This window comes from Roseateles sp. PN1, from assembly GCF_038419725.1.
Lineage (GTDB): Bacteria > Pseudomonadota > Gammaproteobacteria > Burkholderiales > Burkholderiaceae_C > Paucibacter_A.
In genome coordinates, this window is record NZ_JBCARA010000003.1 from 342,107 (window position 1) to 356,818 (window position 14,712).

A 14,712-nucleotide genomic window follows, 5' to 3' on the forward strand; every position below is an offset into this window, starting at 1 on the left:
TTTTTCACCTTTGCCTGATTCCATCCCCATGACACAACAGCTGCAATCCATCATCGACCAAGCCTGGGAAGGCCGTGCCTCCATCAACGCCAGCAACTCCCCCGAAGTGCGCGAAGCCGTCGAGCATGTGATTGCCGAGCTGGACGCCGGCCGCCTGCGCGTGGCCGAGCGCCAAGCCGTGGGCCAGTGGACCGTGCACCAGTGGATCAAAAAGGCCGTGCTGCTGTCCTTCCGCCTGAATGACAACCAGATCATGGGTTCGGGCGATATGACCTTCTTCGACAAGGTGCCGACCAAGTTCGCTGGCCTGAGCGACGAAGCCATCCGCGCCATGGGCGTGCGCGTGGTGCCGCCCGCAGTGGCGCGCCGCGGCAGTTTCCAGGGCAAGAACGTGGTGCTGATGCCTTCCTACGTGAACATCGGCGCCTATGTGGATGAAGGCGCCATGGTGGACACCTGGGCCACCGTGGGTTCCTGCGCGCAGATCGGCAAGAACGTGCATCTGAGCGGCGGCGTCGGCATTGGCGGCGTGCTCGAGCCCCTGCAAGCCAACCCCACCATCATCGAAGACAACTGCTTCATCGGCGCACGCTCCGAAGTGGTTGAGGGCGTGATCGTGGAAGAGAACTCGGTGATTTCGATGGGCGTTTACATCGGCCAAAGCACCAAGATTTATGACCGCGCCACCGGCGAAGTGAGCTACGGCCGCATCCCCGCAGGCTCGGTGGTGGTGAGCGGAAATCTGCCCTCGGCCGATGGCAAGTACAGCCTCTACTGCGCAGTGATCGTCAAGCGCGTCGATGCGCAAACACGCTCCAAGACCAGCATCAACGAGCTGCTGCGCGGCGCCTGAGCATGGCCCTGCCCTTGAGCGCGAGGCACGCCACCCACAGGGGGCGCGCCGGCACAGCCGCCCCAAGCCAGCCTAGCGGCCCAGCCGCTATGGCTGCGGGGGCGAAGCGCTCTGGGGCCAGCACGGAGCCGCCACGGCTTGTCGGACGAAGCGTTGAAGGAATTCCCACATGAGTGGAAACATGGAGCGCATCCTGCGCCTGATGGCCGACAAGGGTGCGTCTGACGTCTACCTCTCGGCCAATATGCCGGTGCTGATCCGCTTGAACGGGCAGATCGTGCAGCTGTCGGATCAGCTGCTCTCGCCTTCACAGCCCCGCCAATTGCTGGCCGAGGTGCTGAGCCCGCCTCAACTGGCCGAGCTGGATCAGAGCGGCGAGCTGAATATGGCGGTGTCGGTGCCCGGCGTGGGCTCCTTCCGCCTCTCGGGCTTTCGCCAGCGCGGCACCATTGCCGGCGTGTTCCGGCATATTCCGCATGTGATCCCTTCGCTGGAGCAGCTCAATCTGCCGCCCGTGCTGGGCAAGCTGGTGCAGGAAAAGCGCGGCCTGATCCTGATGGTGGGCGCCACCGGCACGGGCAAGAGCACCACGCTGGCCTCCATGCTGGAGCAGCGCAATCTGAATATGGCCGGCCACATCCTCACCATCGAGGATCCGCTGGAATACCTGTTCAGCAATAAGCGCTCGGTGGTCAACCAGCGTGAAGTCGGCCGCGACACCGCCTCGCTGCAAGTGGCGCTGAAAAACGCGCTGCGCCAATCGCCCGACTGCATCTTGATTGGTGAGATCCGCGACCGCGAGACCATGACGGCGGCGATTTCCTACGCCCTGTCCGGCCACTTGGTGCTGGCCACCTTGCACGGCAATAACAGCTATCACGCGCTCAACCGCATCTTGTCCTTCTACACGCCCGAGTCACGCCCGGCGCTGCTGAACGACTTGGCGGCGGGCCTCAAGTCCATCGTCTCGCAGCGCTTGGTCAAGGCCACGGCGGGCGGGCGCATTCCGGTGATTGAGATCTTGCTCAACACCAAGCTGATCGCCGAGTTCATCGAGCAAGGTGACTTCGCCTCGGTCAAGGAAGCGATGGAGAAGTCCATCGCCGAAGGCTCGCAGACCTACGAAGAGCATTTCGCCAAGCTCATCAAGGACGGCACCATCACCCGCGAAGAAGGCCTGGCCTTCGCTGACTCGCCCACCAATCTGCTCTGGCGTTTGCAAAACGAAGGCCCCGCAATGGGCAAGGCAGCTGCAGGCAAGAAGGAAGAAGCCGCCAGCGACGAGGCCAGCTTCACCGAAATCACGCTCGACGTGCGCCACGACTGAGCCCGCCCCTCGATGAGCCAAACCCTTGCCCTTTTGGAGGCGCTGATCGCGCGCCCTTCGGTCACGCCCGATGACGCCGGTTGCCTGGAACTGATCGGCCAACGCCTGTCTCAGCTGGGCTTCGAGCTGCAGCGCATGGACAGCGGCCCGGACAATTTCCGCGTCAGCAATCTGTGGGCCATCAAGCGCGGTGCGCCGGACGGCCCGGTGCTGGTGTTTGCCGGCCACACCGATGTGGTGCCGCCCGGGCGGCTCGACGCCTGGAGCTCCGACCCCTTTGTGCCCAGCTACCGCGACGGCCGCATCTACGGCCGCGGTGCCGCCGATATGAAGGGTTCGCTGGCCGCTTTTGTGGTGGCCGCCGAAGAATTCTGCGCCGCCCATCCCAGCCATATGGGCAGCCTGGCCTGCTTGCTGACCAGCGATGAAGAAGGCCCTTCGGTCGATGGCACCAAGGTCTGCTGCGAACAGCTCAAAGCCCAAGGCCAACGCCTGGACTATTGCATCGTCGGCGAGCCGACCTCGGTGGAACGCGTAGGCGATATGGTCAAGAACGGCCGGCGCGGCTCGCTCAGCGGCAAGCTGCGCATCAAGGGCGTGCAAGGCCATGTGGCCTACCCGCAATTGGCGCGCAACCCGGTGCACCAAGCGGCACCCGCCATCGCCGAGCTGACGGCCATGCACTGGGACGATGGCAATAGCTACTTCCCGGCCACCACCTTTCAGATTTCCAACATCAAGGCCGGCACCGGCGCCACCAATGTGATTCCCGGTGAGATGGTGTTGGACTTCAATTTCCGTTTCTCAACCGAGTCCACGCCGGAGTCGCTGAAGACCCGGGTGCAAGCCCTGCTGGCCCGCCACGGGCTGGAATATGCGCTGGACTGGACCCTGGGTGGCGAGCCCTTCCTGACCCCGGTGGGCAGCTTGAGCGAAGCCTTGAGACAGGCCATCCTGGCCGAGACCGGCTTGAGCACGCAGCTGTCCACCACAGGCGGCACCTCGGACGGCCGCTTCATCGCCAAGATCTGCCCCCAGGTCGTGGAATTCGGCCCCATCAACGCCAGCATCCACAAGATCGACGAGTACCTGCCCGCCGACAGCCTGGAACCGCTGAAGAATATCTACCGACGCACGCTGGAGAACCTGCTGCTGTGAACCTGATCTCCTGCATTGAATTGCACGCCGCCCGCCTGACCGAGGCGGGCGTTTCATTTGGGCATGGCACCACCAACGCCTTTGACGAAGCCGCCTGGCTGGTCTTGTGGCGCTTGCAATTGCCGCTGGACAGCCTGGACGAACACGCTGAGCGCGCGCTCAGCGATGCCGAACAAAGCCAAATCGCCGCCTTGATTGAAGAGCGCATCGCCACCCGCAAGCCGGCCGCCTACCTGACCCGCGAGGCCTGGCTGCAGGGCGTGGATTTCTACGTCGACGAGCGCGCCATCGTGCCGCGCAGCTTCATTGCTGAGCTGCTGGCCGATGGCAGCATTGACGCTTGGTTGTCCGACCAAACCCAGGCCGTGCTGGACCTGTGCACCGGCAATGGCAGCCTGGCAGTCTTGGCAGCCATGGCCTGGCCCGAGGTGGCGGTGGATGCCATCGACCTCAGCGCCGACGCCCTGGCCGTGGCCCGCATCAATGTGGACAAACACGGCCTGCAAGCGCGCATCCGCCTGCTGCAAGGCGACGGCCTGCAGCCCGCCGGGGCCAAGCGTTATGACCTGATTCTGTGCAACCCGCCTTACGTCAACAGCCAGTCCATGGCCGCCCTGCCGGCCGAGTACCGGGCCGAGCCCGAGCTGGCCCTGGCGGGCGGCAGCGACGGCATGGACTTTGTGCGCGAGCTGCTGCGTGCCGCGCCCGCGCACCTCAACGAGCACGGCGTGTTGGTGCTGGAGATCGGCAACGAGCGCGAGTTTTTTGAAGCGGCATTCCCGCAATTGGAAGTGGCCTGGATGGAAACATCGGCCGGAGAAGATCAGGTGTTGCTGGTGACCCAGGAAGCGCTGTTGAAGTCGATGAACAAGAACAATGAGGGCGCCCAGCCATGATCACCATTCGCAATGTCACCCTGCGCCGCGGCAGCAAAATCGTCCTGGACGATGCCTCGGTCACCCTGCAGCCGGGTGAAAAAATCGGCCTGGTGGGCCGCAACGGCGCCGGCAAGTCCAGCTTGTTCGCACTGCTGACCGACCGGCTGCAAAGCGATAAGGGTGAGGTCGACATCCCACGCCAATGGGCGGTGGGCGAAGTGGCGCAGAACATGCCGGAAACCGAAGACTCGGCCACCGACTATGTGCTGGAAGGCGATGTGCGCCTGATGGCTGCACGCAAGGCACTCGAAGAGGCGGAAGCCGCCGAAGACGGCCACGCGATGGCCGATGCCCACGCCATGCTGATGGACGCCGGCGCTTTCGACGCCAAGCCGCGCGCGCAAGCCCTGCTGATGGGCTTGGGCTTCAAGGGCGAGCAGGTCGAGGCCCCGGTGAATAGCTTCTCGGGCGGCTGGCGCATGCGCTTGCAACTGGCGCGCGCGCTGATGTGCCCGGCCGAGTTGATGCTGCTGGACGAGCCGACCAACCACTTGGACTTGGACGCCCTGGTCTGGCTGGAAGCCTGGTTGCAGCGCTATGACGGCACCCTGATCGTCATCAGCCATGACCGCGAATTCCTCGATGCCATCACCAAGGTCACCCTGCACCTGGATGAAACCAAGCTGATGCGCTACGGCGGCAACTACACCGCCTTTGAATCCATGCGCGCCGAGCGCATGGAACAGCAAACCGCCGCCTTCGGCAAGCAGCAAGAGCGCATCGCCCACTTGCAGAAGTTCATTGACCGCTTCAAGGCCAAGGCCAGCAAGGCCAAGCAGGCACAAAGCCGGGTCAAGGCCCTGGAGCGCATGGAAAAGCTGGCGCCAGTGCTGGCGGCGGCCGACTTCAACTTCGAATTCCGCGAGCCCGTCAGCCTGCCCAACCCCATGCTGATGTTCGACGAAGTGGCTTGCGGCTACGAGGTCGATGGCGTCGAGAACATCATCGTGCGCGGCATCAACCGCTCGGTGCTGGCCGGCCAGCGCATCGGCATCTTGGGTGCTAACGGCCAGGGCAAGTCCACCGTGGTCAAAACCGTGGCGCGCATGCAGCGCGCCATGGGCGGCAAGATCACCGAAGGCAAGGGCCTGACCATTGGCTACTTCGCCCAGCAGGAAATGGATGTGCTGCGCCCCGACGAAGGCCCGCTCTCGCACATGGTGCGCTTGGCCAAGGAATGCAGCCCTGGCGCGCGCGAGCAAGAGCTGCGCGACTTCCTGGGCCAGTTCCGCTTTGTCGGCGAGATGGTGAACCAGCAAGTGGGCAGCCTCTCGGGTGGCGAAAAGGCGCGCCTGGTGCTGGCCATGCTGGTCTGGCAGCGCCCCAACCTCTTGCTGCTGGACGAGCCAACCAACCATTTGGACCTCAACACCCGCGAGGCACTGTCCATCGCGCTGAACGAGTTTGAAGGCACGGTGATGCTGGTCAGCCACGACCGCGCCTTGCTGCGTGAAGTCTGCGATGAGTTCTGGCTGGTGACCAAGGGCGCGGTGTCTCCCTTTGACGGTGACCTGGACGACTACCAGAAGTGGTTGCTCGAGCAATCCAAGGAAGCCGCCAAGGCCGCCAAGGAAGCTGCCAAACAAGCCAGCAAGGCGATGGGCAAGAAGCCCGCTGTCGCTGCTGAGGCCGCGCCCGTGGCAGCCGCCGCACCTGCCGCCGAAGCGGCCAAGCCTGCGGCGCGCGAGGATCGCAAACTCAGCGGCCAAGCCCGTCAACGCCTGGCCGAGCAGACGAAACCGCTGCGCCGCGAGATGGATGCCATCGACGTCAAGCTGAACAAGTTGGCCGATGAACGCAGCGCGGTTGAGGCCGAACTGGCCTCGGGCAAGGCAACGCCCGCGCAAATCGCCGAATTGGGCAAGCGCCTGAAAGGCATTCACGACGAACTGGAAGCCGCCGAGCTGCGCTGGCTGGCCCTGGGCGCCGAGGTCGACGCCATTCAGGCGGCCAGCTAACGCTAGGCCTCAGCGCATCAGCGCACCAGCCGTATTTCCGCATCAAAGCGCAGCTAAGCGCGCAACTGCGGAATGCAAACAAAAGGGCCTTCGGGCCCTTTTTTCATACCTGTTCGCCTGGCTGCCGACCTGGGGCAGACGCTCCGAACTTGCCCAAACGCCCTAGCCCGTTTAGCACTTCTCTGAATAACCATTTAAGTTGTACGCAATTCAATTGCCAACTACAGTTACGCCATGCCTTCCACGCAAAGCCCCAAATCAGCCAACACCGCAGGCTCATCACGCCGCAGCCCACCCGATTGGCTACAGCTGGACCAGCAACTGTGCTTCGCGCTCTACGCCAGCTCGCTGGCCATGACCAAGCTCTACAAGCCGCTGCTGGCGCCGCTAGGCCTGACCTATCCGCAGTATTTGGTGATGCTGGTGTTGTGGGAGCAAGACGGCATCAGCGTCTCGGCCTTGGGTCAGCGCCTGTCGCTGGACTCCGGCACCTTGACGCCATTGCTCAAGCGCTTGGAAGCCGCCACCCTGATCAGCCGCCAGCGCGCCAAAGATGACGAGCGCCGTGTCGACATTGGCTTGACGCCTGCTGGCAAAGCATTAAGGGCCCAAGCCAAAAGCATCCCGCATGAACTGGCTTGCGCCAGCGCCTGTTCACTCGAAGAAATCTCCTCCCTCACACAGCGTTTACATGCGCTGCGCCTGGAGCTTTCCAAAGCCCAAGCCAGCGACTGATTTCGTTTTTCATTTTTTTTTCCCCCACCCACCAACGACCTCACGGAGTACATGACCATGGCCCTCGACAAAGTTCTCTACACCGCTACCGCTACCGCCAACGGCGGCCGTCAAGGCAATGCATCGTCCAGCGACGGCGCGCTCAAAGTTGAGCTGAGCACACCCCGTGAATTGGGTGGCGCCGGCGGCCCCGGCACCAACCCGGAGCAGCTCTTCGCGGCCGGCTACTCCGCCTGCTTCATCGGCGCCATGAAGGCTGTTGCTGCCGGCCAAAAGATCAGCGTTCCGGCGGATGTTTCCATCACCTCGGACGTGGGCATTGGCCCCATCACCGGCGGATTCGGCATTCAAGTGGCAATGCGCATCAGCTTGCCGGGCATGGACCGGGACGCTGCACAGGCCCTGATCAACGCCGCGCACCAGGTCTGCCCTTACTCGAACGCCACCCGCGGCAATATCGACGTGACGCTGACGTTGGTCTAAAAGTCCTCGTCACAAGGGAGTCACGGAGGGGCTCTATGGTTTGAAGCTTTGTCGAACTTCTTCCACAAAGGTCAAGCCATGAGCTCCAAGCACGCCCTTCAACGACTCGCCAGCCTGATCGCCATCGGGCTGGCAGCCGCCGCAGCCGCCACGCCGGCCGCAGCGACCATCACTTTGGTGGCCACGGGCAGCCTGAGTGGCGCGCTGCGCGATCTCTCCGGCCAAAGTGCCGCACTTGAAAACGGCATCGCCGGCGATCTGCTTGGCGGCCTCGGTTCAGCCGTGGCCTGGGCCGGCGGCAACACCTTCATCGCACTGCCTGACCGCGGTCCCAACGCGACAAACTGGAACGGCGCGGTCGACAACACCACCTCCTTCATTCCTCGCCTACAAACCATGCAGCTGAGCTTGACCGCATCAGCCGGCGGCGCCCTGCCCTTCACCTTGGGTGCCAAGCTGAATGCCACCACCTTGCTCTACAGTGCCAGCGCCTTGAACTACGGCAGCGCACCGAGCTTGAGCAAGGATGGCAAGAACTACTTCACCGGCCGCTCCGATGCCTTCGGCGCCGGCGGGTCTTTGAACAGCGGCAACGCCCGCCTCGACCCGGAAGGTCTGCGCCTCTCGAACGACGGCCGCAGCGTCTTCGTGAGCGATGAGTACGGCCCCGCCGTCTATCAATTCGACCGCGCCACCGGCGCCCGACTCAAGTCATTCGTCCTGCCGGCCAATCTGGGCATCAGCCAGCAAAATGCTCAAGGCGCCCTCGAGATTGCCAACAACACCGGCAGCGGACGCGTCACCAACAAGGGCATGGAAGGCCTGGCCATCACGCCCGATGGCAAGACCCTGATGGGCTTTATGCAAAGCCCGCTTGCACAAGACGGCGGTGACGGTGGCGCTGCCAACCGCTTCATCAGCATCGACATCGCCACCGGCGCCACCAAGCAATTCGCCTATAACAACTACGATCCCATCACCAAGAAGAACTACAACAGTAGCGAAATCCTGGCGCTGAACGATCACGAGTTCCTGGTCTTGGAACGTGATGGCAAGGGCTTGGGCGACGACTCGAGCACCAAGTTCAAAAGCATTTACAAAGTAGATCTGGCCAACGCCACCGACGTCAGCGGCATCTCCGGCGAGAAAAACCTGCTGGCACTCGCTCCAAGCAAGAGCCTGTTCCTGGACCTCAAGCAAGCCCTGAATGCCCAAGGCATCAGCGATGCGCAGATTCCAGCCAAGCTCGAAGGCATGAGCTTTGGCGAAGACATCATGGTGGGCGGCGTGCTCAAGCACACCCTGTACATCGCCAATGACAACGACTTCTTGGCCAGCTCACCCAAGGGCTTGAACAACCCCAACCAGTGGTATGTGTTTGCTTTCAGCGATGCAGATCTGAACGGCTCCGCCTACGTGCCCCAGCAAATCAGCGCCGTGCCGGAACCCGGCAGCTATGCGCTGCTGCTGGCCGGTTTGATGGCGGGCATCCCCTTGGCCGCCGCCCGCCGCCGCAAGGCAGCCAACAGCAACTGAGCGCGGATCTGTCCGCAGTTCAGGCCAGGAGCTGAAGCATCAGCTCCACCCTGGCCTTGACGGCCGACAGCGTGCCTGCACTGGGCAGGCCGCTGTCGTCGCCACCGATCACCGGCCCCGCGTCGCAGCGGCTGCAGCGCAGCACCCGCACGCCCTGGGCCTGAGCCTGCAGCAAAGCCTGAGTCAGGCGCTCGCTCAGCGTGCCATTGCCGGTGCCGGCCACCACCAAGCCGGCGCAGCCCAAGCCCACCAAGGCTTCCACCAGCAGCCCATCGGCACCCACATGGTTCAGCACAATCTGCACCTGTGGCCACTGATCCGCCGGCTTGGCGATGCGATCCAGGCCCACCGCCACACCGCGCGGCCAAGCGCCCCACTCACGCAAAACGCCCTCTTCCATCACGCCGCAAATCGCATCGTCGCGGGAGCGAAAAGCGTCAATGCGGTAGCTGTGCGCTTTTTGCACTTGCTCGGCCGCATGGACACGACCAGCGGCCATCACAAGTACACCCGAGGCACGTGCGTCCTGGGCCAGCACCACGGCATCCAGCAGATTCTGCGGGCCATCTGCCTGCAAGGCCGTGGCCGGGCGCATCGCACAGGTCAGCACCACCGGTTTACTCGGCGCCAGCACGCGCTGCAAAAAGTAGGCGGTTTCTTCCAGCGTATCGGTGCCATGGGTGATGACAATGCCAGCCACTTCTGGGCGCGCCAAATGTGCGGCAACTGCTTGAGCCAAGCGTTGCCAGGTGGCGATGTCCATGTCTTTGCTGTCTAACTGCGCCACTTGCTGCATTTCCAGCCGGTGGCTGGCCAGCGCAGGGACGGCCTGCACCAAATGATCGACACCGAGCTGGGCGGCTTGGTAACCCACATTGTCCGCAGCATTGGCCGCGGTGCCGGCAATCGTGCCGCCGGTGCCAAGAATGACGACCAGACTGGCGGTAGTGGAGAGAGGGCCAACACCCTCGATGCTTGATTTTTCGGCGCTCATTGACATATTTTCTTGCTTTGACTGGATGAAAATACAGCTACTGGATATATATTCAGGCAGTTGATCATTGGATCACAAACGAGGACCGATATGGATGACAGCCCCAAACTCACGCCCCGCCAACAGCAAATTCTGGATCTGGTGCGCCAAGCCATCGAACTGACTGGCGCCCCACCGACGCGTGCAGAAATCGCAGCCGAGCTCGGCTTCAAATCGGCCAATGCGGCGGAAGAGCATCTGCAGGCCTTGGCGCGCAAGGGTGCGATTGAATTGGTGGGCGGCACCTCGCGTGGAATTCGGCTCAAGTCAGGCACTTTGCGTGCGCTGAATGAAGCACGCGATGCCAAAGAGGCGCGCGCCAGCGGTATTTCTGCGGGCGGTAGCCGCTTGAAAGGCCAGTCAGCCGCGCAGTTTTCGCTGCCGCTGGCCAGCTTGGCTCAGCTGACCCTGCCTTTGGTCGGGCGCGTGGCAGCTGGCCACCCCATCTTGGCCCAGGAACACATCGAACAAAGCTATACGGTCGAAGCCAGCATGTTCGCGCGCCGGCCGGACTTTCTGCTCAAGGTCAAAGGCATGAGCATGAAAGACATCGGCATTCTGGACGGCGACCTGCTCGCGGTGCAAAAGTGCAGCGAAGCCAAGAATGGCCAGATCGTTGTGGCGCGCCTGGGTGACGAAGTGACGGTCAAGCGCTACCAGCGCAGCCGCAACGGCATTGAATTGCACCCCGAGAACGCCGAGTTCGAGCCCATACTGATTGCGAAAGCGGATGAAGACAGCTTCGCCCTGGAAGGCTTGGCCGTCGGCTTGATTCGCAACAGCCTATTTAATTGAGGCGATTGGGCAGGCAATTAGAGGGCGGTTGATTGGCGCTTGGGGAATGATCTGCACGAGTATGCAAATACTCTTGCCGATCATCACAGCCACGAAGTAACTGCATACCAATCTAATTCTGTTTGCCAGTTAAGTATTCAGGCAAAGAAAAAGCCCCGATAACAAGTTATCGGGGCTTTCAAAATGTTGGCGGAGTGGACGGGACTCGAACCCGCGACCCCCGGCGTGACAGGCCGGTATTCTAACCAACTGAACTACCACTCCAGATGTGCGAATATAGTTTCGCAACATCGATAAGTTATGTAACTGCTAGCAGTTACCAAGCCTTATCAAACTTGGCGTCCCCTAGGGGATTCGAACCCCTGTAGTCACCGTGAAAGGGTGGTGTCCTAGGCCTCTAGACGAAGGGGACTAAACCTTCTAATTTTCAATTCACACCCGAACCGCGCGCCGCCTTGACCCCACCCACAGGATGAAATCATGGTGGAGGTAAGCGGGATCGAACCGCTGACCTCTTGCATGCCATGCAAGCGCTCTCCCAGCTGAGCTATACCCCCGAATCTTGTCAGAATGCGGGCATCGCGCCGTTCAAGCTAAAACTCTAAACTCAACTCTTAAATGCAAGCGGCCAATCTCTTGGCCGCTTGTCGACTCATTAAGTTGAGCCTTCAAACACATACACAGACCGAAATCTATGCATTTAATACGTTGGCGGAGTGGACGGGACTCGAACCCGCGACCCCCGGCGTGACAGGCCGGTATTCTAACCAACTGAACTACCACTCCAGATGAAGAACTGATATTATATCAGCACTCATCGACAAGTTTTGTAAATATTTTCAGATTATTTCTAATCTCTCAAACATTTACCAAGCCTTATCAAACTTGGCGTCCCCTAGGGGATTCGAACCCCTGTAGTCACCGTGAAAGGGTGGTGTCCTAGGCCTCTAGACGAAGGGGACTAAACCTTCTTCAATATTGCTGCGCATTATACACAACATTATCGCTACTTACCGAACTGCGCGCCACTTAGAGTATAAATTTTTAAATCTAATACTTTGGTGGAGGTAAGCGGGATCGAACCGCTGACCTCTTGCATGCCATGCAAGCGCTCTCCCAGCTGAGCTATACCCCCAAACTCTTTACTTTTTGCCGCACAAGAATTCTAGCTAGCCAGACCCTCATTCGACCCAAAGCAGCGTTTTGATGTTTCGCGCTGTTCAAGCAAGACGTAGATTGTAGAACGAAAATTAGGCGCTGCGCAAGCGTTTGATGACAATTTCTTTATCAAACAGTTCCAGCACTGCATCGACGCTGGGCGTTTGCACCCGACCGCACACCAAAGCACGCACCGGCATGGCGAGTTGGGGCATCTTCAAGCCATGGGCAGCGATGGTTTCCTTGATGGCCGCGGCAATGCTCGCCTTGTTCCACTCGATGCCAGCCAACTTGTCAGCGAAGGTCGCCAAAGCGGGTTTGACTGCATCGGTGACATGGGTCGCCAGATCGTCAGCGCTTGGGTTCACATCATTGAAGTACATGGCCAGCCAATCGGTCAAGGCCACTGTGGTTGCACAACGATCCTTGAACAAGGCCGCCATGGCTTTCAACTGCGGTAGTTCAGCGCTGATGCCACGCTTGAGCAATTGCGCTTGCACCAGACCAGCCAGATGAGCGTCATCAGCCTGCTTCATGTAGTGGCTATTGACCCACTCCAGCTTGGCCGGGTCCCACTGCGCCGGGCTCTTGTTGAGATGGGTGCCATCGAACCAAGCCACCAATTGCTCACGCGAGTACAACTCGTCATCACCGTGGCTCCAGCCCAGGCGTGACAGATAGTTGAGCATGGCTTCCGGCAGATAGCCCATTTCTTCATAGTTGGTGACGCTGACGGCGCCGCGGCGCTTGGACAGCTTCAAACCATCGTCACCCAGAATCACCGGGAAGTGGCCGAACTTGGGCAGCGGTGCACCCAGGGCATTGAAGATATTGATCTGCCAAGGCGTGTTGTTGACATGCTCGTCGCCGCGGAAGACGTGGCTGATCTTCATGTCCCAGTCATCCACCACCACACAAAAGTTGTAGGTCGGCACGCCGTCGGGCCGCACGATGATCAAGTCGTCGATTTCGCGGTTATTGATGGTGATGGGGCCTTTGACCAGATCGTCCCAAGTCACATCGCCTTCGGGCGGGTTCATGAAACGGATCACCGGCGCCACGCCTTCGGGCACGGGCGGCAGCACCTTGCCGGGAGCCGGGCGCCAACGGCCGTCGTAGCCGGTCTTCTCACCACGCGCGCGCTGGCCTTCGCGCATTTCTTCCAGCTCTTCCGGCGAGCAATAGCAGCGATAAGCGGTGCCGGCAGCCAACATGCTGTCCACCACGGCTTGGTAGCGATCCAGACGCTGCATCTGATAGATCGGGCCTTCGTCGTAAGTCAGGCCCAGCCAGTTCATGGACGCAATGATTTGATCCACCGAATCTTGGGTGGAGCGGGCCACATCGGTGTCTTCAATGCGCAGCACGAACTCACCACCGAAGTGGCGGGCATAGGCCCAGGAGAACAAGGCGGTGCGGGCCGTGCCCAGGTGCAGGAAACCGGTCGGCGACGGCGCAATACGGGTGCGGACAGGGGTGATGGCTTGGCTCATTTCGAGTGATTCAAAGTTGATAGACCGCGAAGCAGGTCGTCGGTGATGTCGTCCACATGCTCCAGGCCAACGGCCAGACGGATCAAGCCCTGGCTGATGCCGGCGGCTTGGCGCTGCGCGTCAGACAAGCGCCCGTGCGAGGTGGTGGCCGGGTGAGTGATGATGGACTTGGTGTCGCCCAGATTGGTGGCGACGCTGAGCACGCGGGTGCTGTCGATGATGTGGAAAGCCGCCGCCCGTGCCGCTTCAGGTGAATCGGCATGCAGTTCGAATGACAGCACCGCACCGCCCTGCCCCGACTGCTGGCGCATCGCCAAATCATGCTGGGGATGCGAGGCCAGCGTCGGGTAGTAGACGCGAGCGACCTCGGGGCGGGCTTCGAGCCAGCGGGCCACGGCCAATGCTTGATCGCTCTGTGCCTTCATGCGCAAGCTCAAGGTCTCCAAGCCCTTCAGCACAACCCAGGCGTTAAAGGGCGCCAAGGTCATGCCGACTGTGCGCAGCACCGGGCCAAACACGTCACGGATCAGACGATTCGTGCCACACAAGGCACCGGCCATCACGCGGCCCTGGCCGTCCATGTACTTGGTCGCCGAGTGCATGACGACATCGGCACCGAAATCGACCGGCCGTTGCAGTGCGGGCGTCGAGTAGGTGTTGTCCACCGCCAGCAAGGCACCGGCCGCGTGGGCGATGTCGGCCAGCGCCTGGATGTCGCACACCTCGGTCAGCGGATTGGTCGGCGTCTCGGCGAACAGCAGCTTGGTCGTTGGCCGGACGGCAGCCTGCCATTCAGCCGGATCGGTCTGCGAGACGAACGTGGTCTCGACACCGAACTTGCCGAACTCCTTGGCGAACAGATTGATCGTCGACCCGAACACCGAGCGCGAGCAGATCACATGGTCGCCCGCTTTCAGCAGGCCCATGCCGAGCAGCAGGATGGCGCTCATGCCGGTTGCGGTAGCTACGGCGGCTTCGGTGCCTTCCATCGCCGCCAGACGTGCTTCAAGGCTGCGCACGGTCGGGTTGCTGGTGCGCGCGTAGGTGAAATCTTCAGAGGCTGCAAAACGCTGCGCCGAGGTGGCAGCGTCGGGCTGCACAAAGGCGCTGGTCAGGAACAAGGCCTCGGAATTCTCGCCATGCTGGCTGGGCGCCAGCGCGGTGCGCACCGCCAGCGTCTCGGGGCGCAAGCCCTCGGGCAGGCGAGCGCGGGCAATGCGGCGCTCTTCGTCACTCAAACTCATC

At 61.6% G+C, this 14,712-nt stretch carries 12 protein-coding genes and 6 tRNA genes; 9 read left to right on the forward strand and 9 right to left on the reverse strand.

Translation table 11 applies throughout. The features are described from left to right. Positions 1–28: 28 nt before the first annotated feature. The 8 genes from dapD to AABB87_RS06600 all read left to right on the forward strand — a co-directional run bounded on the left by dapD (position 29) and on the right by AABB87_RS06600 (position 8,988). Positions 29–853, forward strand: a complete 825-nt coding sequence (dapD, locus tag AABB87_RS06565) for a 2,3,4,5-tetrahydropyridine-2,6-dicarboxylate N-succinyltransferase (RefSeq protein ID WP_058719802.1) — start codon at positions 29–31, stop codon at positions 851–853. 169 nt (positions 854–1,022) lie between these two features. Then, positions 1,023–2,180 carry a PilT/PilU family type 4a pilus ATPase gene (locus AABB87_RS06570; RefSeq protein WP_058719803.1) on the forward strand — a complete coding sequence of 386 codons (1,158 nt, stop codon included), beginning with the start codon at positions 1,023–1,025 and terminating at the stop codon, positions 2,178–2,180. Between the two features lie 12 nt (positions 2,181–2,192). Then, positions 2,193–3,338 carry a succinyl-diaminopimelate desuccinylase gene (gene dapE, locus AABB87_RS06575; protein WP_341970512.1) on the forward strand — a complete coding sequence of 382 codons (1,146 nt, stop codon included), beginning with the start codon at positions 2,193–2,195 and terminating at the stop codon, positions 3,336–3,338. Then, positions 3,335–4,234, forward strand: coding sequence for a 50S ribosomal protein L3 N(5)-glutamine methyltransferase (prmB, locus tag AABB87_RS06580; protein ID WP_341970513.1), 900 nt, complete (start codon positions 3,335–3,337; stop codon positions 4,232–4,234). The genes dapE and prmB overlap by 4 nt, the downstream gene beginning before the upstream one ends. Further along, a complete protein-coding gene (locus AABB87_RS06585; RefSeq protein WP_341970514.1) occupies positions 4,231–6,234 on the forward strand; it encodes an ABC-F family ATP-binding cassette domain-containing protein in 2,004 nt (667 codons plus the stop codon). Before prmB ends, AABB87_RS06585 begins: the two co-directional genes overlap by 4 nt. A gap of 234 nt (positions 6,235–6,468) precedes the next feature. Then, entirely contained in the window at positions 6,469–6,969 is a 501-nt protein-coding gene (locus AABB87_RS06590; RefSeq protein ID WP_341970515.1) for a MarR family winged helix-turn-helix transcriptional regulator, read from the forward strand. 57 nt (positions 6,970–7,026) lie between these two features. Further along, entirely contained in the window at positions 7,027–7,452 is a 426-nt protein-coding gene (locus AABB87_RS06595; RefSeq protein ID WP_058722192.1) for an organic hydroperoxide resistance protein, read from the forward strand. A gap of 78 nt (positions 7,453–7,530) precedes the next feature. Then, on the forward strand, positions 7,531–8,988 hold the full coding sequence (locus tag AABB87_RS06600) for an esterase-like activity of phytase family protein (RefSeq protein WP_341970516.1): 1,458 nt from the start codon (positions 7,531–7,533) through the stop codon (positions 8,986–8,988). A gap of 19 nt (positions 8,989–9,007) precedes the next feature. On the opposite strand, the gene AABB87_RS06605 is transcribed toward AABB87_RS06600, so the two are convergent. Further along, a complete protein-coding gene (locus tag AABB87_RS06605; RefSeq protein WP_341970517.1) occupies positions 9,008–9,982 on the reverse strand; it encodes an asparaginase in 975 nt (324 codons plus the stop codon). Positions 9,983–10,072: 90 nt separating this feature from the next. Between AABB87_RS06605 and lexA the strand changes: the two genes are divergently transcribed. Continuing rightward, positions 10,073–10,816 (forward strand): transcriptional repressor LexA, encoded by a 744-nt coding sequence (lexA, locus tag AABB87_RS06610; RefSeq protein ID WP_341970518.1) that lies wholly within the window; start codon positions 10,073–10,075, stop codon positions 10,814–10,816. A gap of 187 nt (positions 10,817–11,003) precedes the next feature. Here lexA and AABB87_RS06615 read toward each other — a convergent pair. From AABB87_RS06615 to AABB87_RS06650, 8 genes are all read right to left on the reverse strand, one after another. Beyond that, positions 11,004–11,080, reverse strand: a tRNA-Asp gene (locus AABB87_RS06615). Between the two features lie 72 nt (positions 11,081–11,152). After that, a tRNA-Glu gene (locus tag AABB87_RS06620) sits at positions 11,153–11,228 on the reverse strand. Positions 11,229–11,297: 69 nt separating this feature from the next. Further along, positions 11,298–11,373: transfer RNA gene (locus AABB87_RS06625), tRNA-Ala, on the reverse strand. A gap of 152 nt (positions 11,374–11,525) precedes the next feature. Beyond that, positions 11,526–11,602 (reverse strand) — tRNA-Asp (locus AABB87_RS06630). Between the two features lie 100 nt (positions 11,603–11,702). Then, positions 11,703–11,778: transfer RNA gene (locus tag AABB87_RS06635), tRNA-Glu, on the reverse strand. 97 nt (positions 11,779–11,875) lie between these two features. Continuing rightward, positions 11,876–11,951 (reverse strand) — tRNA-Ala (locus tag AABB87_RS06640). A 115-nt stretch (positions 11,952–12,066) separates the two neighbouring features. Continuing rightward, positions 12,067–13,467 (reverse strand): glutamate--tRNA ligase, encoded by a 1,401-nt coding sequence (gene gltX / locus AABB87_RS06645; protein WP_341970519.1) that lies wholly within the window; start codon positions 13,465–13,467, stop codon positions 12,067–12,069. Then, positions 13,464–14,711, reverse strand: coding sequence for an O-succinylhomoserine sulfhydrylase (locus AABB87_RS06650; RefSeq protein WP_341970520.1), 1,248 nt, complete (start codon positions 14,709–14,711; stop codon positions 13,464–13,466). Before AABB87_RS06650 ends, gltX begins: the two co-directional genes overlap by 4 nt. Between the last annotated feature and the right edge of the window lies 1 nt (position 14,712).

Coding starts and splice junctions, on each gene's coding strand:
- AABB87_RS06605 (WP_341970517.1), bottom strand. CDS start 9,982: ATGAGCGCCGAAAAATCAAGCATCGAGGGTGTTGGCCCTCTCTCCACT.
- gltX (WP_341970519.1), bottom strand. CDS start 13,467: ATGAGCCAAGCCATCACCCCTGTCCGCACCCGTATTGCGCCGTCGCCG.
- AABB87_RS06585 (WP_341970514.1), top strand. CDS start 4,231: ATGATCACCATTCGCAATGTCACCCTGCGCCGCGGCAGCAAAATCGTC.
- lexA (WP_341970518.1), top strand. CDS start 10,073: ATGGATGACAGCCCCAAACTCACGCCCCGCCAACAGCAAATTCTGGAT.
- AABB87_RS06600 (WP_341970516.1), top strand. CDS start 7,531: ATGAGCTCCAAGCACGCCCTTCAACGACTCGCCAGCCTGATCGCCATC.
- AABB87_RS06650 (WP_341970520.1), bottom strand. CDS start 14,711: ATGAGTTTGAGTGACGAAGAGCGCCGCATTGCCCGCGCTCGCCTGCCC.
- AABB87_RS06590 (WP_341970515.1), top strand. CDS start 6,469: ATGCCTTCCACGCAAAGCCCCAAATCAGCCAACACCGCAGGCTCATCA.
- AABB87_RS06595 (WP_058722192.1), top strand. CDS start 7,027: ATGGCCCTCGACAAAGTTCTCTACACCGCTACCGCTACCGCCAACGGC.
- AABB87_RS06570 (WP_058719803.1), top strand. CDS start 1,023: ATGAGTGGAAACATGGAGCGCATCCTGCGCCTGATGGCCGACAAGGGT.
- dapE (WP_341970512.1), top strand. CDS start 2,193: ATGAGCCAAACCCTTGCCCTTTTGGAGGCGCTGATCGCGCGCCCTTCG.
- dapD (WP_058719802.1), top strand. CDS start 29: ATGACACAACAGCTGCAATCCATCATCGACCAAGCCTGGGAAGGCCGT.